Annotated in this window: 18 protein-coding genes, 1 riboswitch and 1 other annotated feature (1 of these 20 running past the window's edge); of the genes, 17 read left to right on the top strand and 1 reads right to left on the bottom strand. The window is 42.2% G+C overall.

Annotation, left to right across the window (positions count from 1 at the left end; translation table 11 throughout):
* The first annotated feature begins 138 nt into the window (after window positions 1–138).
* The 4 genes from QI30_RS06395 (at window position 139) to QI30_RS06380 (ending at window position 2,058) form a co-directional block, all read left to right on the top strand.
* Window positions 139–531 carry a response regulator gene (locus QI30_RS06395; RefSeq protein WP_126990099.1) on the top strand — a complete coding sequence of 131 codons (393 nt, stop codon included), beginning with the start codon at window positions 139–141 and terminating at the stop codon, window positions 529–531.
* A 69-nt stretch (window positions 532–600) separates the two neighbouring features.
* A complete protein-coding gene (locus QI30_RS06390; RefSeq protein ID WP_126990098.1) occupies window positions 601–1,344 on the top strand; it encodes a tyrosine-protein phosphatase in 744 nt (247 codons plus the stop codon).
* A gap of 67 nt (window positions 1,345–1,411) precedes the next feature.
* A complete protein-coding gene (locus tag QI30_RS06385; RefSeq protein WP_126990097.1) occupies window positions 1,412–1,669 on the top strand; it encodes a hypothetical protein in 258 nt (85 codons plus the stop codon).
* Window positions 1,670–1,857: 188 nt separating this feature from the next.
* Window positions 1,858–2,058, top strand: a complete 201-nt coding sequence (locus QI30_RS06380; protein WP_126990096.1) for a hypothetical protein — start codon at window positions 1,858–1,860, stop codon at window positions 2,056–2,058.
* Between the two features lie 23 nt (window positions 2,059–2,081).
* Here the strand turns inward: QI30_RS06380 and QI30_RS06375 are convergent, their stop codons facing one another.
* Window positions 2,082–4,142, bottom strand: a complete 2,061-nt coding sequence (locus tag QI30_RS06375; RefSeq protein ID WP_158620976.1) for a sigma-54-dependent Fis family transcriptional regulator — start codon at window positions 4,140–4,142, stop codon at window positions 2,082–2,084.
* A gap of 157 nt (window positions 4,143–4,299) precedes the next feature.
* Here QI30_RS06375 and QI30_RS06370 point away from each other — a divergent pair, with 157 nt between their 5' ends.
* The 13 genes from QI30_RS06370 to QI30_RS06310 all read left to right on the top strand — a co-directional run bounded on the left by QI30_RS06370 (window position 4,300) and on the right by QI30_RS06310 (window position 17,497).
* Window positions 4,300–5,466 carry an acyl-CoA dehydrogenase family protein gene (locus QI30_RS06370; protein ID WP_126990094.1) on the top strand — a complete coding sequence of 389 codons (1,167 nt, stop codon included), beginning with the start codon at window positions 4,300–4,302 and terminating at the stop codon, window positions 5,464–5,466.
* A gap of 8 nt (window positions 5,467–5,474) precedes the next feature.
* Window positions 5,475–6,515 carry a CaiB/BaiF CoA transferase family protein gene (locus tag QI30_RS06365; protein ID WP_126990093.1) on the top strand — a complete coding sequence of 347 codons (1,041 nt, stop codon included), beginning with the start codon at window positions 5,475–5,477 and terminating at the stop codon, window positions 6,513–6,515.
* Between the two features lie 22 nt (window positions 6,516–6,537).
* Window positions 6,538–7,302, top strand: a complete 765-nt coding sequence (locus tag QI30_RS06360; RefSeq protein WP_126990092.1) for an SDR family NAD(P)-dependent oxidoreductase — start codon at window positions 6,538–6,540, stop codon at window positions 7,300–7,302.
* A gap of 89 nt (window positions 7,303–7,391) precedes the next feature.
* On the top strand, window positions 7,392–8,138 hold the full coding sequence (locus QI30_RS06355; protein WP_126990091.1) for a threonine/serine exporter family protein: 747 nt from the start codon (window positions 7,392–7,394) through the stop codon (window positions 8,136–8,138).
* Window positions 8,139–8,150: 12 nt separating this feature from the next.
* Window positions 8,151–8,609, top strand: coding sequence for a threonine/serine exporter family protein (locus QI30_RS06350; RefSeq protein WP_126990090.1), 459 nt, complete (start codon window positions 8,151–8,153; stop codon window positions 8,607–8,609).
* A 153-nt stretch (window positions 8,610–8,762) separates the two neighbouring features.
* Window positions 8,763–8,915 carry a transcriptional regulator gene (locus tag QI30_RS06345; protein WP_126990089.1) on the top strand — a complete coding sequence of 51 codons (153 nt, stop codon included), beginning with the start codon at window positions 8,763–8,765 and terminating at the stop codon, window positions 8,913–8,915.
* Window positions 8,916–9,043: 128 nt separating this feature from the next.
* A riboswitch (cobalamin riboswitch) is annotated at window positions 9,044–9,228 on the top strand.
* Between the two features lie 107 nt (window positions 9,229–9,335).
* A complete protein-coding gene (locus tag QI30_RS06340; protein ID WP_126990088.1) occupies window positions 9,336–10,886 on the top strand; it encodes a prenyltransferase/squalene oxidase repeat-containing protein in 1,551 nt (516 codons plus the stop codon).
* A gap of 67 nt (window positions 10,887–10,953) precedes the next feature.
* Complete coding sequence (locus QI30_RS06335; RefSeq protein WP_126990087.1) at window positions 10,954–11,949, top strand: DUF4430 domain-containing protein; 996 nt, start codon at window positions 10,954–10,956, stop codon at window positions 11,947–11,949.
* An 8-nt stretch (window positions 11,950–11,957) separates the two neighbouring features.
* Entirely contained in the window at window positions 11,958–12,875 is a 918-nt protein-coding gene (locus tag QI30_RS06330; RefSeq protein WP_126990086.1) for an energy-coupling factor transporter transmembrane component T, read from the top strand.
* Entirely contained in the window at window positions 12,812–14,485 is a 1,674-nt protein-coding gene (locus tag QI30_RS06325; protein WP_126990085.1) for an ABC transporter ATP-binding protein, read from the top strand. The genes QI30_RS06330 and QI30_RS06325 overlap by 64 nt, the downstream gene beginning before the upstream one ends.
* On the top strand, window positions 14,475–15,188 hold the full coding sequence (locus QI30_RS06320; protein WP_233600538.1) for an ECF transporter S component: 714 nt from the start codon (window positions 14,475–14,477) through the stop codon (window positions 15,186–15,188). The genes QI30_RS06325 and QI30_RS06320 overlap by 11 nt, the downstream gene beginning before the upstream one ends.
* Window positions 15,189–15,242: 54 nt before the next feature.
* Window positions 15,243–16,727, top strand: coding sequence for a S8 family serine peptidase (locus tag QI30_RS06315; protein WP_126990084.1), 1,485 nt, complete (start codon window positions 15,243–15,245; stop codon window positions 16,725–16,727).
* A gap of 11 nt (window positions 16,728–16,738) precedes the next feature.
* Window positions 16,739–17,497, top strand: coding sequence for a hypothetical protein (locus tag QI30_RS06310; protein ID WP_126990083.1), 759 nt, complete (start codon window positions 16,739–16,741; stop codon window positions 17,495–17,497).
* Window positions 17,498–17,538: 41 nt separating this feature from the next.
* Window positions 17,539–17,720 (top strand) — a binding site (T-box leader) (it continues 26 nt past the right edge of the window).

The following is a 17,720-nucleotide window of genomic DNA, read 5'->3' as shown; positions in this document are numbered from 1 at the left end:
ATACAAAGTACTTTGTTTGATATATTAAGTAATCAATTTATCATATTTGTAATAAATTAATGCTTTTAAGTAAGATATTATTGATATTTTTATGCTATTATTAACTAATGCTAAAAGGTTACGTAGGAGGAATTTAACATGCGTATCGTTATTTGTGACGACAACTATTCAACAATTAATTTTGTACATAACTCATTAGAGCGTCTGGCGAAAACTTCAGATTGGAAAGTAGAATTCGTTTTAACGACAAGAAAACATACATCTGTACAACAGTTTTTAACATTACACCGTGCAGAGGTCTATTACATAAGTGTAGATTTAGAAAACGATGAGGGTTTTGCACTTGCTGAAGAAATTCGACAACGTGATCCGCAGGCTGAAATTGTTTTATTATCTACATCTGCGACAACGCTTGCTACAGTAGATGATACGGTTGTGAAAAGCTATCAAATGCTACTTCAAGAACAAACAGCACATTTTGAAAAGCGCTTATTAGAAGGGTTTACGGCATTATATAATCAAAAAGGCTAACAATTGGTTAGCCTTTTTTTTTGCATTTTTAAAATATTTATGACATAAATGACATAGGAGGTGTTAAAAATGGAACAATTATCAAATTTTAGAGATATGGGTGGCGTACAAACGATAGATGGCCATGTTGTAAAGGAACGCCTGTTATTTCGCTGCGGTGCATTAGCTGATGCAACAGCTACGGATATTGCGACATTGCAAACTATGAACATCAAAACGGTGATTGATTACCGCGATGATGTCGAAGCAGAAAAACAACCATCGCCTATTCTACCTGGTGTTAAGATGACCCGTATTCCCGCAAGAAAGGATACAACAGACGCGATGAAACGTATGTCGATGGAAGAAGTTTTTTCAAATCAAGCGGTACTTGAAAAAATCACACCGGACTTATTTGCTGATTTTTATGCGGAATTACCATTTGATAATGAAGTATATCGTGTATTACTTCAACAAGTAGCTGCTAAGAATGTCCCGCTCCTACATCACTGCTCAGCTGGTAAGGACCGAACAGGCGTCGGCGCGGCGCTGATTTATTTACTATTAGGTGTTAGTGAAGAAAAAATTATGGAGGAGTATTTATTAACGAATGCCTATATTGAAGAGCATCCACCGCGCTGGTATGTATTTGCGATGAATCATCTAGGTGATCATTCCACATTAAAAGCACTTGCAGGTTGTGATTCGCTCTTTTTAACACGTGTATTTGACACCATCAAAGCGCGGTATGGTACATACGAAGCGTATTTCCTAGCAGAGCATCAGCTAAATGCGGCACAAATTTCCGAGATTCGACACTTTTATACAAAATAAAGGACCTTCCTCTACGTATAATAGTCGTAGAGGATTTTTTATTATTACATAATAAAGGAGCATGACAATGAAACAGCTACTTATTGGAGTCATCACAGTAATCGTATGGGGCTTTACGGCATGGTTATGGGTACCGGTTATGACAGAATTATTAGCACCACTTAACTGGGGCGTGCATTTTGTTGGCGCATTGATGTTTGGCGCACTAATCGGTTTATTTGCATTACCATTTTTATTTGGGCAACAACGGGTAAAACCTTGGAAAGCAATGACTGCTTTCATTGCAATTGGTACGATTATCATGATGATTTTAGCAGAAATATAAGTATGAAAGAACAGAAGTCATTCGCTGATTTCTGTTTTTTATGTTTGAAGGCACAGAAAAATGTCATGAAGCGTTATATTTGTTACATACGCGTAATAAAAGTCGTAATTTTTAGATATTTTAGTTTATTTATCGAAAAAAAGAGGAAATTTAAATAGTAAGTTATGAATTCGAAGGAGGAGATTAAGGTGACATTAACAATTATGATTTCAGCGATAGTGATTTTTGCTATTTTCCCATTTCTTTTTATGTGGCTTTACCAACGCCAACAAGCAAAAGATTTAGAACGTGCGATGAGCTATTTAAAACATTCCGCTATTCAATATCATAAAGAAGAAAAGTCCAATCCATCTTCTCAGCCAAAATTTGCAACAAAAAAAGCGTCCTAAGCAAGGCAGGGCGCTTTTTTATATTAAATTTGATACTCGTTCATTTTATTGTAAAGCCACGTGCGACTATAGCCAAGTTCTTTACACGTTTTTGATTTGTTGCCGCCATTGCGAGCAAGTGCCTCAACAATGAGTTGCCGCTCCTTATCGGCTAAGATAGATGCCATTGATTTGTCGTGAGTAATACGGGGCTGTACAACAGTTATCTGTTCACTGCTAAATAACGGCAATGTCTCACGTGTAATCCAGCCATCCACTGCTAAGTTAGCGGCACGCTCGAGCACATTATGAAGCTCTCGTACATTGCCGGGCCACGTATATTGCATTAAAGCAGACAATGCATTTTGCATAATGCCTTGCACATAAAAACCATCCGCGGCTAAGCCTTTTAAAATGGTTTCGACAATAGCCGGAATATCATCTAAACGGTCCCGAAGCGGCGGAATTTGAATCTGCATAATATTTAAACGGTAATATAAATCTTGCCGGAAAGTACCTTCTGCAATCATTTGCTCTAGATTGCGATTTGTTGCGGCGATAATTTTCGTCTGCAGCATGACTTTCTTCGCACTACCAACAGGCGAGAATTCTTTTTCTTGTAAGACACGTAAGAGCTTCGCCTGTAAATCGAGTGACATATCGCCAATTTCATCTAAAAATAAGGTGCCATTTTGCGCAATTTCAAATTTCCCCTTTTGACCACCACGTTTCGCGCCCGTAAAAGCCCCGTCTTCGTAACCAAAAAACTCCGATTCCATTAACTCTTTAGGAATGGCGGCACAGTTTACTTCTACAAAATGCCCTGTTTGTGCAGAGGCAACGTGAATACCGTGCGCAAATAATTCCTTGCCGGTACCACTCTCACCACGTAATAAAACAGTGGAACGACTTTTTGCGACAGCTTGTGCCTCTTGAATCGCCTGTGTAATGACATCTGAGGTGCCGGCAATACTCGCAAACGAATATTTCGTGCCTTTAATGGATTGAATTTCACTTTCATATTTTGTTACTTGTTTTTCAAGGTCGTTCACCCGTTTAAGCGCGCTTTGGAGCTGCTTTAAGCCACGATACGTAATTTTACAAATGATGCCGAGTGTTTGCTGCTGTGTGTCAAGCGGCATGAGTGTCACAAGGCATTGCATTCCCTGAATTGTCGCGGGTGTATTGACATAGTGGAGCCCTTTATCAAAAACGCCCGCAAAATCCAGGTCTGGCAGTAATGAACGAATCGGTTGCTCAAGCAATCGCTGCTGCTCTGTGTGAAAGAGCTCACAACTACCATTATTGACCATCGTAATACGTCCTTGCTCATCCGTTAAAATTAGGGCATCATACGCAAGTGCCATTATCGACTGAAGCTTTGCTTGCCATTCTTTCGATAATTTCAATTCATTCGTTAACGTTTCAAGATTCGTCCAATCCTCAACGACGATGACCATGCCGATATGCTGCTCTCTACGCTTTAGTGGAAAGCACTGCACAAGTAGTGTACGAGAAGGCAGTGTTAGCTTTTGGCGAATCGGCGCTAATTCCTCTCGTAGCATATTATCCGTAATAGAAAAAATCGCTTCGCGTTCTGCTTCACTTAACTCTTTATACAGTTTTTTTGCATTTTTATTTTGCGATAAAATCGTTTTATTTAAATCAAATGTCGCTAGCGCAAACGGCAAATGCTCAATAACGAGTCGCCATTGATTTTCAAGGCGTTCATATAAGTGATCATAGGCTGTCAAAATTTGTGCTGTCGACAATAAACCAATCGGCTGATAGGCTGCATTCAAAATCGGCGCATGCCCGACATTATTGTTCATTAACGCTTCCTTAGCCTCTTCAATTGTTGCATCATCCTCTAAATAGACAACATCGCGTTTTACAAATGCTTCGATGTGATGTGACAGCGGTAATTGCTCATTAATCGCGCGCAATAGCCGGTTACGCGTCAAAATGCCAATCAGTTCCTGTGCTTCGTTAACAACAGGTAGCATATTAGCAGGTGCTTCTAAAAATAAATGAATCGCTTGCTGTAAAGTTGTCTCGCGCGTTAAAAAAGGGAAATCTTCTACCATAAATTCACGAATAAACATATGTACACCTCCATACTCTTTACAATATTGTACAGAAAAGTGAACAACTTTACAAAAATGTGCTCGAAAGTGAACAGTTTTTGTTGCAAAACAGGCATTATTTGTTGGCATGGTTCTTGCATTATATAAAGCACAAGCATAGAAGGAGTGATGAAGTATGATAACAAAACGACGTCAAGAAGATGATGATTTACTATTATTCCGAAAATCGATTCAAGGATTTGCGGATAAACATATTGCACCTTATTACGAAGAATGGGAAGATGCGGGCAGTGTACCACGTGATTTATGGACGAAATTAGGAGATGAGGGGCTTTTATGTATCGATATCCCTGAAGAATACGGTGGTACAGGCGTCTCGTATCGTTATTCATCACTTGTGATCGATGAATTGACACGACTAGGCTATACGGCTATCGCCATTAATTTATCAGTTCACTCAAATATCGTGGCCCATTATGTACTAGGCTCAGGGACAGAAGAACAAAAACAACAGTATTTACCGAAGCTTGCATCAGGTGAATTAGTTGGGGCCATTGCGATGACAGAGCCCGGTGCGGGGAGTGACCTACAAGGTATTAAAACTACCGCAACATATGATGAAGCGAGTGATTCATACCGTATTAGCGGCTCGAAAACGTTTATTACGAACGGCCAGCTAGGCGATTTTATTATTGTCGCAGCATTGACCGATACATCTGTGAAAGCATCAAAAGGAACATCATTATTCATTTTAGATGACCCAACAGTTGCGGGCTTTGAACGCGGTAAAAACTTAAAGAAAATCGGCTTACACTCATGTGATACGTCTGAGTTATTCTTTGATGAAGTTGTGTTGCCGGCTTCGCATATTTTAGGCGTTAAAAATGAAGGCTTTGCGGTGTTAATGAATGAGTTGCCGCGTGAGCGCTTAACATTAGCTGTTTGTGCACAAGGTGCGATGGAAGGCGCGATGGAGCAAACCATCCGTTATGTACAGGAGCGCGAGGCATTTAAGAAAAAAATTAGTGATTTCCAAAATACGCGCTTTAAAATCGCGGAAATGCAGACGAAAGTACGTATGCACCGCGCCTTTGTTGATGAATGCATGACGTTGATTGAGCAAGATACACTGGATACAGCAACGGCAAGTATGGCGAAGCTGACGTGCTCAGAGGCACAAGGTGAAGTTATTGATGGCTGCCTACAATTATTCGGTGGCTACGGCTATATGACGGAGTATCCGATTGCACGTGCCTTTGTTGATGCGCGTGTACAACGAATTTATGGTGGTACATCCGAAATCATGAAACAAATTATTGCCAATGATATTTTAGGAAAGTAGGTGGCGCGATGCAGGGACCACTCGCAGGATTGAAAATACTCGATTTTTCGACGTTATTGCCAGGGCCATTTGCGACAATGCTACTCGCTGATTTAGGTGCAGACGTATTACATATTGAAGCACCAAATAAAGCAGATGTTGTAAAGGAACTCTTACCACAACTTGATAGCGGGGTTTCTGCGAGTTACGCCTATTTACATCGTGGCAAAAACACGCGGACACTTGATTTGAAAACAGTGGAAGGCTTGCGCGAAGTTGAGGATTTGTTATTAGAATATGATATTGTAGTTGAACAGTTTCGACCGGGCGTTATGGCGAAATTCGGGTTAGATTATCAGACGCTAAGTACACGATTTCCTGAACTAATTTATTGCTCAATTACTGGTTACGGGCAGTCGGGACCACTTGCGGAACATGCCGGGCATGATATTAATTATTTAGCCTTATCTGGTGTAGCCAATAGTTTACGTCGAGCCGGAGAGCGACCTGTAGCGAGTAGCTTACAGCTTGCAGATATAGCAGGTGGCGCGCTTCATGCGGTCATCGGTTTACTTGCAGCAGTCATTGAACGCGGGACAACAGGTAAGGGACAGCAAGTCGATATTAGTATGCTCGATGCGGCGTTGTCACTGCACCCATTATTTGGTCCGATGCAGCTCGCAACTAATCAAACGATCGAGCCAGAAGCGGAGGCGTTAAATGGTGGTAGCTTTTATGACTACTATGAAACGAAAGATGGCCGCTATGTGGGAGTCGGGTCACTCGAACCAAAATTCCAGCAACGCTTGAGTGAGGTTTTAGCGATTACAAATTGGTTTGAACTCGATGATGTGATGAAAAAACAACGGGTCGCACAGGCCATTTATGCGCATGATTTTTCGGAATGGCAAGCGATGTTAAGGAATGAGCCTGAACTCTGCATCACGCCTGTATTAACATTTTTAGAAGCCACACAGCAACCCCATGCACAAGCAAGAGGGCTTGTTGAAAATATGCAACTTGTGTCACCATTACGTTTTATTAAGACATCTACAGAGAAATCTAAATAGAAGGCTAATAGGGGGATGAACAATGAATATTGAACAAAAGGTAGCGATTGTAACAGGAGCGGCATCAGGACTAGGATTTGCGACAGCAAAAATGCTAGCGGATAACGGCGCAGTGGTACAAATCTTTGATGTCAACGAAGAAAATGGTCAAAAAGCAGCGACAGAAATCGGCGGCACATTCCACAAAGTTGATGTTACGAGTGAAGAGCAAGTGCAACAAGCGATTGACGCCATTATGGCGAAGCACGGGCATTTAGATATCGCTGTAAACTGTGCTGGTATCGGACCGCCCGCAAAAGTATTTGGTCGTAAAGGCGTGATGTCGCTTGATTTCTTTAAGAAAATTATCGATATTAATTTAATTGGAACATTTAATGTATTGCGCCTTGCGGTAGAACAAATGGCTAAAAATGAGCCGACGGACGAGCATCCAGATCGTGGAATTGTCATTAACACCGCTTCGATTGCCGCATTTGATGGCCAGATGGGACAAGCCGCATACAGCGCAAGTAAAGGTGCCATTGCGAGCATGGCTTTACCGATTGCCCGCGACCTCGCAAGCTTAAATATTCGTATTAATACGATTGCACCAGGATTATTTGAAACACCACTGATGCAAGGAATGCCAGAAAATGCGCTTGCTTCCTTACGCCAAATCCCAGAATATCCAAAACGTTTAGGGGATCCTTCTGAATATGCCTTTACGGTGAAATATATGATTGAGAGTGCGTATTTAAATGCGGAACTCATTCGTCTTGATGCAGCAACACGTATGCCTGCAAAATAATGGGTTATCAAAACCACAAATAACTACTATAATGTTAAGGAGCCAGCGATTTTTTGGCTCCTTACTTTTATTTTATAAGGAGGGACAAGATGGATACATCATCTGTCTTTGCGGCGGACTGCTTTTTACTCGCAGGGCGCTTACTCATGCAAAGCGGCGCAGAAACGTATCGTGCAGAAGATACAATGCTTCGCATGGCACGTTCACAGGGCTATCAGGATGCACAAAGTTTTGTGACACCAACCGGTATTATTTTTTCAGCTGGTCATGAAAGCCCGACACGTATTGCACAAATTCCACGACGCGCAACAGATTTATCAAAAATCGCTGAAATTAATACGATTTCTCGTGCACTAACAGCAAATCAATTATCAATTGAAGAAGCGTATGAACAATTAAAAACGCTTGAAAATAAAAATCTTTTTCGTTCAGAACTTGCACAAGTTATTTACGCAGCAATCGCAAGTGGTTGCTTCGTCATTCTTTTTATGGGTTCCGTTTGGGATATGCCAGCCGCAGCGATTGCGGGGGGCATCGGGCACTGGGTCTGCTTACGCGTAAATGCGATTACAAAGGTGAAGTTTTTTGCCGAATTTACTGCATCCATTGCAGTTGGTTTAATGACGCTACTCGCGCTCTATATAGGCTTTGGCTTTGAAGAGGATAAAATCATTATCGGCGCGGTTATGCCGCTTGTACCAGGCGTCCCGATTGCCAATGCGGTGCGTGACATGATGGCGGGGCATTTTGTATCCGGCGTCACAAAAGGCGCAGAGGCATCTCTTACAGCCCTAGCGATTGGTTCGGGTATCGCCTTTGTACTTATTTTATTTTAAGGAGACTTTGCTATGGATTATGTTTTACAACTTGTGTGTGCATTTGTTGCTACCTATGGCATTGCGATTATTTTCAACGCACCAAAATCAACACTCATTCCGTGTGGACTCGTTGGGATGATTGGGTGGCTCATTTATTACGCGATGATTCAGCAGCAAGTAGACAGTGTCACCGCATCGTTTTGCGGGGCATTTATTATTTCGATTGTGGCCCATTACCAAGCATTTAAACACAAAACACCGATGCTGATTTTTGTTGTAGGGGGTATTATCCCACTTGTACCCGGGGGCTTAGCGTATGAGGCAATGCGTCATGTTGTAGCGAATGAATACAATGAATCTCTACAGTTCTTTTTAAAAACCGGAATTATTACCGGTGCAATCGTAATGGGACTTGTAATCGCCGAAGTATTAGTACAGATGTATCGCAAAATGATGACGCGCTTAAAAAAGGCCAGAACACTCAATTGACAAGAGCTTAGCCATAGAGGCAGGGCTCTTTTTTTATTTATTTTTAAATTTTCTGATAAATATCATTGACGACTGTTTCAAACTGTTATATATTATTTTTATAAAAGATATTTGTTATATAACAACTAACACATTCAGAGAGGATTGGTAAAAATGGATATGTATCGTGAAGGGTATCGAATTTATTGCGAGGCTTGTGAACAGTATGGACTGCAGTCGATGAATTTTCATTTGTACGTAAAAAACTTAACAGAGGAGCAACTACATGCCTATAATACGCATAAAAAATGTGAAGTCGCCGTCTAGCGTACGACCGCTCTATTCGCCTAACCTCAACTTATTTCATTCGTAAAATAAGTCGAGGTTAGGCGATTTTATTTATTTTCTCTAGAAAAAAAGCGTTTACATCCGAACGTTTTTATGGAATACTATAGAACAATTGAATATGTAGAAGTGCCCATGAGGGATAATAGGGAAGATTGGTGAAAAGCCAACGCAGCCCCGCTACTGTATGTGTGATGAACTAGCACGATGCATTGTTACTTGATATAAAGTAATGAGAAGCAGCTAAAGTAAAGTGACCACGAGCCAGGAGACCTGCTTCTACATCGTTAACAAACTTCGAGGGGAAGTGCTGTTTTGCAAGCTTTTTTGGCTTATTATATATAGTTGTCCTCCCTAAGAATTGTTGCGTGAAAATTCTAAAAATCAGGGGAGGATTTTTTTATGTTCAAAAACAAATGGGTAGCATCTTCAGTTGTGGCAGCACTTACATTAAGCGCTGTGCCAGCTTGGAGTGCACAAGCACAAGAAGTCACACCAATCGCTAGCAATACAGCATCGGCGGTATCATATACGGCAGCATTAAATGATGCGTCGGCATTTACGTACGCGATGGCAAAAACACCAACAACCGATTTAGGGAGCTCGGTACTGACATTAGCGAAAGCCAATTTCCCTGTAGCGAAAAATTATTACGATACATACTATCAAGCCGTAGAAGCGGAAGCAAAAAATAATTTTGCAAGCTTTTCTGCTGTTAGTAAATACGCAACAACTGTGCTTGCGGTGACAGCCATCGGCAAGGATGCAACGAATGTAGGCGGCGTTAACTTAATCGAAAAAATGGTCGCTTATGCGCAACAACAAAAAGCAAAAGGCGATGTAGATACGGCATTTGAGCTATTAGAAATGGATTACTACTGGCTATTAACAGCGCTTGATGCCAACGATTATGCGGTGCCTAAAGCGAATGAAGCGGATTTCTCACGTGAAGCAATCGTAGACTTCCTTGTAACTAAAGCTTATTCAGACGGTGGCTTCTCATGGGGCTCATCAAGTGAATGGGCAACGGGTGCCGATGTCGATTCAACGGCAATGGCGATCACAGCACTTGCGCCCTATAAAACACAACCAGCTGTAGATAAGGTCATCACAAAAGGCTTGGCATTTATGCAGTCACAATTAAGCGACCAGGCCGGCTTCTATAGTGAATGGGCAAAAGGAGATAGTCCAGAATCTGTTTCACAGCTTATTATTGCGCAATTAGCACTTGGCATTAATCCACAGCAACACGAGCAGTTTGTGTTAGCGAATGGTGCATGGACGGTATCAAACTTATTAACAAGTTATGATAAAGCACAGCATGCGTTTAAAAACTCAGCACAAGGTACAGTGAACCAAATCTCAAACGTACAAGCTGCACAAGCACTAACCGCATATGCACAACAAACACCATACTATGATTTATCAGCAGTGGACGCAACAAAATTTAACTATGATACAACTGCACCGGTAGCCGCAAAGATTTCTGCAGTGTCGGATAAATCAACAATGCTAAAAGGCACAGCTGAGAAATATGCGACGGTGACAGTGAAATCTAGTAAAAAAGTGCTTGCAACGACATTAGCAGATGGCACAGGACGCTACGATTTAGCGATTGCGAAGCAAAAAGCTGGCACTAAATTAGTCGTGACGGTAACAGACGCTGCGGGCAATACCTCAAAAGTTAAAACGGTAACAGTAGCGGATAAAACGGCACCGGCTGTGGCGAAAGTGAATACGGTAAAAGCAGGTACGAAATATGTGACTGGTAAAGCTGAAAAAGATGCAACAGTAATCGTTCAAGTAAACGGCAAAAAATATCGCACGAAAGCATCATCAACAGGCAAATTCAGCGTAAAAATTCCAAAGCAACAAACGAAAAAAGCATTGTTAGTAATGGTGAAAGATACGGCTGGCAACAAATCAAAAACGCTGAAAGTACGTGTAAAATAATGAGTTTTGTCACTGTAGGGGGCTGGAATTTCCAGCGCCCTCTTTGACGTATAAGGAGGATTTTTAGATGAAACGCTTATTAGGAGGAATGTTAGCCGCTTCGATGCTACTTAGTGCGTGCAACGTGCAATCCGTTGATGAATATGAAAAAGAAAAAGCGCGCTTAGAGAGTGAGCAAGCTGCAACTGCATCATCGACAGTAAATGAAACGAGTTCGGCACAACAAGAACCCGTAGAGGCTGCAAACAAACAGAAATCGAGCGAGGATGCACAAGAACGAAAGGATAAAGCAGAAATAAAGCCGGATGACAAGGAAGCTATCGATAAGCAGGTTGATAAAGAAAAGATTATAGAAGATACAGATAAGGTAGCTACACCTGCAGCGCCAGCAAAAACAGAGGAGCAGCAAACGAACGACGCGAAACCAGCGGCAGAAGAAAAAACGGCAACGCCAAAAGAAGCCACTGCACAGGATGAAAAATCTACTACTTCAGCGGCCGATACTACTAATAAACAGCCCACGTCAGCGGATAAAACAACAAGCGAACATCAAAAGCCTGCAACAACTGCACCTGTGAAGCAACCGACGCCTGATAATACCGCGAAACCGAAGCCGACAACACCACAAAAAGAAGATAAAAAAGAAACGGTGACGGTGTCAGTACGCGTGGATACATTGCTGCAGCAGGAGCATTTCAATCGCTTACCTGAAGCACTGCAAAGCACAAAATATGTTCCGTCAAACGGCATTATTTTAAAAGCAGGCACGTACACGATTGAAAAAGGAGATAGTGCCTGGACGGCAACGCGAAAAGCCTTGCAAAAACATGGCATCCACTTCGAATATGAAGGCGAAGGGGAATCAGGCTATGGTTCTGTTTATGTAGAAGGCATCAATCATATTTATGAAAAGCAAGCGGGTAGCCTATCTGGCTGGATGTTTGCCGTTAACGGTAAAGCACCTGGTGTCGGGGCATCAGCATATGATATAAAAGATGGCGATAAAATTACGTGGCATTATACGACGAATTTAGGGCGCGATATTGGCCTTGCAGATCAGTAGGTGGCGCTATGTATAGTTTAAATACATTACATCCAATCGTATTATTTAGTTATTTTGCGGTCATTACGGGATTGACGATGTTTTATATGCATCCTGTGTTACTAATTATCTCACTCATTTGTGCCATTTTACTAAATGTTGCCATTGATGCACGCGCATTTACGGCGTCTTTAAAATGGTTTGTGCCATTTGCGCTAATTGCAGCGCTCATCAATCCATTGATTAGTCATGACGGGGAAATCGTGCTGTTTTACGTCAACTACCAGCCAATTACACTTGAAGCAATCATTTATGGCTTGGCGATGAGTTGTATGCTACTGGCGGTACTATTTTGGTTTAATGCGTTCAGCAAGCTCATGACGACCGATAAATTCATTTATTTATTCGGTAAAATCTCACCGGCAGTTGCATTGTTAATTTCGGTGACGATGCGCCTAATTCCGCGTTTCAAGCAACAACTTCATTTAATTATGAATGCCCAAAAAGCGATTGGTATGGACCCAAGTGTTGGGAACATGTGGCAACGCATTAAAAGTGCGATGCGCGTATTATCAATTTTAGTATCATGGGCACTTGAAAATGGCATTGAAAGTGCAGATTCGATGAAGGCGTGTGGCTATGGGCTTTCAGGGCGTTCAACATTTTCGATTTTTATTTTTACGAAACGCGATGGCTCGCTACTTGCATTAATTGCCTCATTTTTTGCTATCCAACTGTTTGCTTCTTGGCACGATTGGAATGATTTTTATTTTTACCCAACGTTTAGTGGGCTCTCATGGCAGTGGCCACAGCTCATCGTTTATAGTAGCTACGCCGTCTTAGCGTTACTACCATTATTACTTGAATTACAGGAGGTGCGCAAATGGCGTTCATTAACTTCAAAGATTTCGATTTCACGTATCCACTCGCCAAACGACCTGCATTAAAACAGCTGAATTTAGCAATTGAACAAGGTGAATTTGTCGTTTTTTGTGGGGTTTCAGGCTGTGGGAAAACAACATTATTAAAACAATTAAAACAAGAACTTGCACCCCATGGCGAACGAAGCGGGGACATTTTCTTAAACAATCAAGCACTCGATTCGCTGACCGAACGTGAGCGAGCTGAGAAAATTGGCTATGTGCTACAAAATCCAGAAAATCAACTTGTTACCGATAAAGTGTGGCATGAGCTCGCATTTGGGCTCGAAAATTTAGGGGTCGAGCCGAGTACGATTCGACGACGCGTTGCGGAAATGGCGAATTTCTTTGGTATCCAAGGGCTATTTCATGCGGATACGATGCATTTATCGGGTGGTCAAAAACAATTACTTAATTTGGCTAGTGTTATGGTCATGCAGCCAGAGGTTTTAATTTTAGATGAACCGACATCGCAGTTAGACCCGATTGCGGCAACGGAATTTATTCAAACGCTGCAAAAATTAAATAAAGAGCTCGGCTTAACGATTTTATTAGTCGAGCATCGCCTAGAAGAAGTATATCCACTTGCAGACCGCGTCGTCATGCTTGAACAAGGTGAAATAATCGCCAACGGTACACCGAAAGCCGTTGCGAGTGAGCTACAAGCAATTGACCGCGAGCACCCGATGCTACTCGGTTTACCGACGCCATTGCGTATTCATCATGCCTTGCAGCTACAAGATGACGCTCCGCTAACGATTCGTGAAGGACGCGCATGGCTAACAAAGCATTTCGTACAAGGAACGGCGCGTATGCCAAACTCAGCTGTATCGCATGACCCCATTTTAGAAGTGAAAAAAGGCTGGTTCCGCTACGAAGCAAAAGGCCATGATATTTTAAAAGAATTTGATTTGACGCTAGAGCGTGGGGAAATTTTCACGTTGCTTGGTGGAAACGGTTCGGGCAAATCAACGGCAATGCAAGTGATGGCTGGCTTAATGCCGCTTTATCGTGGACAGGTGTTACTTGAAGGGCGTGTGCTTAAAAAATATCGCCAAAAAGAGTTATATCGTCAGTTTATTGGGGTGCTACCACAAAATCCACAAACGATTTTTGTCGCAAAAACCGTACGCAAGGAATTTGAAGATTTAGCGTCAATTTGGACCATACCGGAGGCACAAAAACAAGCTAAAATCGCCGCGATGGTCGCACAGCTCGGAATTGAACATGTGCTTGAGCATCATCCTTTTGATTTAAGTGGTGGTGAGCAGCAAAAGGTCGCGCTCGCGAAAGTGCTGTTAAACGAGCCAAAAATTTTATTGTTAGATGAGCCAACGAAGGGTATGGATGGCGCCTCAAAACGCGTTTTCGCCGAAATTTTACAGCAGTTAAAAGCGCAAGGCTTAACGATTTTCATCGTGACTCATGATGTCGAGTTTTCAGCGGAGTTTGCGGATCGCGCAGCCTTATTTTTCGATGGTAATATCGTGTCGGTAGATGACCGCGTCGCCTTTTATAGCGGCAATCATTTTTATACGACCGCTACGCACCGTATGAGCCGTCACGTCGTTGAGCACGCGATTACGCCATCGCAACTCATTCAATATTATGAGGAGGGTGTGCTCGTTGAAAGCTAAACAACTCGTTTCACTTAGTATTATTTTTATCGCCATTCCACTATTACTAATAGTCGGCGCAACATTGTTAAAAGATAATAAATACAATATTATTTCGATGATCGTCGTGCTATTAGCTTGCGTGCCCTTTTTCTTACAATTTGAACGCCGCAAGCCACATGCGCGCGAAATTATGATTATCGCGGTCATGTCAGCCATTTCCGTCGCAGGGCGCGTTGCTTTTGCGTGGGTACCTGCGTTTAAACCGGTGACGGCGATTACGGCGATTACCGGTTTTAAAATGGGGCCAGAAGCGGGCTTTTTAACCGGGGCTGTGTCAGCCATCGCATCAAATATGCTATTTGGGCAAGGGCCGTGGACACCTTTTCAAATGTTTACATGGGGCATCATTGGTTACATTGCTGGTTGGCTCGGTAAAACTTCTTTAATGGAGACAAAAATCGGTCTTATTTTATACGGCATTATCGCCGGGGTATTGTTCTCATTCATTATGGATATTTGGACGGTTATGTCGTATGATGGCGCATTTTCGTGGACGCGTTATTTACAAGCAGCTGGGACGGCACTACCATTTACAATTGCTTACGCTGTATCAAATGTTGTCTTTTTATTACTGTTAACGAAACCTATTGGTGAAAAGTTAGAGCGTATTCAAATAAAATATGGTCTAATTGGCAATAAAGTGAAAGAATCTGCACGCTAGCAGATTCTTTTTTTGTGTAAATTTCGTATAATAAGGCTAATAGGAGGGATGGCAATGCGACGACGAATCATTTCGATAGCAGCAATCTGTGCGGTTTTAACTGGTCCTTCATTCGGAGCGGTTGCGCAGGCACAACCGCTTTATACAGAAGAAGTACCAACGAAACATCTAAAGAAATTAACAATTCCGGTGGCGTGGGCCAATGGTTATTCAGGTAAAGGTATTCGTGTGGCGATTATCGATACAGGGGTTAATAAAAACAGTAAACTATTATCAAATGTTAAGGAGCGCTATAGTTTTACGACTGACAATCCTTATACGAAAAAAATCAATGAAGGCGATGTGCTCGACCGATTTGAAGAGGGGCATGGTACGGGCGTTGCGGGCATTATTGGCGCAAAGCCTATTAAAGACAATGAAGATTTTTCGATTTTCAGTGTTGCCCCGAAGGTAACCATTGCATCGTATAAATATAAAGATGGCACTGAGGACGGCGATGTTAAAGAATTAATTGAAGCGGTAGACCAAGCCATTTCGGACAAGGCAGATATTATTTCAATTTCATCGGGGCTTCAAAGTGATATTCCAGCTCTTCATCGCGTCATAAAAAAAGCCTATGCGAAAAATATCGTCGTTGTGGCATCTGCAGGGAATAATAAAATGAAAAGCGTCACTTATCCAGCGCGCTATAAAGAAGTCATTGCAGTGACGTCAATTTCAGCAAAAAATAAACGTAGTACCTTTGCAAACTATGGAAGCGGCATCGATTTTGTGGCACCTGGGGAAAATATTCCAACCATTGCGGTCAACGGCGAGCTTTATACGGCAAGTGGGACCTCTTTTGCGACACCATTTATTACAGGGATGGTAGCATTATTAAAAGAGCAGTATCCGTATAGTACGCCGCAGCAACTAAAAGAAAAATTGATTGCCAGCTCAAAAGATTTAGGTGTGGAAGGCTATGATACGACATTTGGCTATGGTATGCCGCATTATACATATGTCGAACCACAAAGCTCTCTTGCACCGTCATCCTTTAAGGTAAGCGGTATTACGGATCATACAGCGATTTTAAAATTTACGAAATCGGCAGAGGATACATGGGATTCACTTATTATCTCGCTGCATGACGAGGAAATCGCCCGGACGAAAAAAACGTCGTACACATTGAAAAATTTAACGTCGGATGAGGTGCAGTTAGTATCTGTGCGTGCATTAAATGCGCAAGGGGATGCGGCAGAGCCTGTTGAAGCGACTTTTGCTACGAAAGTCGATACGACACCTCCTGCACAGGCAACAAATATTCAATTTCGCGTTGCTACAAACAAAAAAGCGCGTATTTCTTGGGATGTAAAGAACACACCGGACTATGCGTATGCTAAAATTTATTTAGACGGTCAGTATGTAGGGAAGTCGACAACCTCTAGCTTTACAACGAAAAAGCTCGCAACGAAAAAAACGTATAAAGCGAGCGTGGTTGTCTATGACACAAGCGGCCTTTCTTCATCAAAAGTAACGGCTAAGCTGGCCATTCATTAGGGAGTGATAGCGTGAAAGAGAAAACATTCCAACAAGCAGTCGGATTTAGCGTTAAAGATACGATTGCCCTTTATTTTTTATATGAAGTACAAAAAGGACCGAAATATCCGCGTGAAGTGTATTTTAGTTTTTTAGATACATTCCCTGGGCGCTCGGTAGGGTACGAATATGTCGCACGCGTTGCGAAAAACTTAGAAGGGGAAGGCGCGATGTCCTCACATTTAGAAGGAAGAAAAGTATGCTACTCGATTACAGAAATCGGGCAGCAACGCCTTGCGAGATATCGAGAGTTGTATTATCACCGCTTCTACGAAATCGTTCTTGTACTAGACCGCTTCTATTATGAGCTGACGAAAAATGGCGATAAACCGCCGCGTCCGGACCATTTATTACCAGAGGAATTTCGTAGCTACTTTTCAAAATTGATTTCGATTAAAGACATCGTGCGCTATATGATTTTCCGCATGGCGCAGACACGAACGACATTTTCAATGGCAGAAGTCGAAAAGCAAATGCTCGACCAATATGGCTGGGCGCCGTCAAACGGCTATTTATATAATGTTTCATGGGAGCTTGAGGAAGAGGATTATATTATCGGACGTTGGCCAGATGAGCGTCGTACAAAGCGTGAACTACGCGGTACGGACCGCGGTAATGAATTTTTCGAGGTCATTGCTGAATCGCTGACACATCAAATTACGACGAATCGGCGCTATGTGCATTATATGTTGAAATTTTGCCGCCAGTCAGAAAATGCCAAATTAGATTGAAATATCTGACAATGTTTTGTATAATGACTACAATCACGATATAAAACACGTTGATGAGGGAGAGTACGAGCAACCGCATGACTAAGAGCGACCTAGGAATGGTGTGAGCCTAGGAGCATGTCTGCTAGGAATGGGCCTCAGAGTGGTTTCTTGAATGACAGTAGGGAAATCCGGTCGTACACCGTTATGTATGAGTGACAGCGAGTAGCTGTAATCGAGGTGG

Source organism: Candidatus Kurthia intestinigallinarum (assembly GCF_003991225.1).
Classification (GTDB): Bacteria; Bacillota; Bacilli; order Bacillales_A; family Planococcaceae; genus Kurthia; species Kurthia populi.
Note: the sequence above shows the minus strand (reverse complement) of the source record. Positions and strands in the feature narration are given on the sequence as shown.

What these genes read in the sequence shown, in the direction of transcription:
- QI30_RS06395 (WP_126990099.1), top strand. Translation starts at nt 139, where the DNA reads ATGCGTATCGTTATTTGTGACGACAACTATTCAACAATTAATTTTGTA.
- QI30_RS06390 (WP_126990098.1), top strand. Translation starts at nt 601, where the DNA reads ATGGAACAATTATCAAATTTTAGAGATATGGGTGGCGTACAAACGATA.
- QI30_RS06385 (WP_126990097.1), top strand. Translation starts at nt 1,412, where the DNA reads ATGAAACAGCTACTTATTGGAGTCATCACAGTAATCGTATGGGGCTTT.
- QI30_RS06375 (WP_158620976.1), bottom strand. Translation starts at nt 4,142, where the DNA reads ATGTTTATTCGTGAATTTATGGTAGAAGATTTCCCTTTTTTAACGCGC.
- QI30_RS06370 (WP_126990094.1), top strand. Translation starts at nt 4,300, where the DNA reads ATGATAACAAAACGACGTCAAGAAGATGATGATTTACTATTATTCCGA.
- QI30_RS06365 (WP_126990093.1), top strand. Translation starts at nt 5,475, where the DNA reads ATGCAGGGACCACTCGCAGGATTGAAAATACTCGATTTTTCGACGTTA.
- QI30_RS06360 (WP_126990092.1), top strand. Translation starts at nt 6,538, where the DNA reads ATGAATATTGAACAAAAGGTAGCGATTGTAACAGGAGCGGCATCAGGA.
- QI30_RS06355 (WP_126990091.1), top strand. Translation starts at nt 7,392, where the DNA reads ATGGATACATCATCTGTCTTTGCGGCGGACTGCTTTTTACTCGCAGGG.
- QI30_RS06350 (WP_126990090.1), top strand. Translation starts at nt 8,151, where the DNA reads ATGGATTATGTTTTACAACTTGTGTGTGCATTTGTTGCTACCTATGGC.
- QI30_RS06345 (WP_126990089.1), top strand. Translation starts at nt 8,763, where the DNA reads ATGGATATGTATCGTGAAGGGTATCGAATTTATTGCGAGGCTTGTGAA.
- QI30_RS06340 (WP_126990088.1), top strand. Translation starts at nt 9,336, where the DNA reads ATGTTCAAAAACAAATGGGTAGCATCTTCAGTTGTGGCAGCACTTACA.
- QI30_RS06335 (WP_126990087.1), top strand. Translation starts at nt 10,954, where the DNA reads ATGAAACGCTTATTAGGAGGAATGTTAGCCGCTTCGATGCTACTTAGT.
- QI30_RS06330 (WP_126990086.1), top strand. Translation starts at nt 11,958, where the DNA reads ATGTATAGTTTAAATACATTACATCCAATCGTATTATTTAGTTATTTT.
- QI30_RS06325 (WP_126990085.1), top strand. Translation starts at nt 12,812, where the DNA reads ATGGCGTTCATTAACTTCAAAGATTTCGATTTCACGTATCCACTCGCC.
- QI30_RS06315 (WP_126990084.1), top strand. Translation starts at nt 15,243, where the DNA reads ATGCGACGACGAATCATTTCGATAGCAGCAATCTGTGCGGTTTTAACT.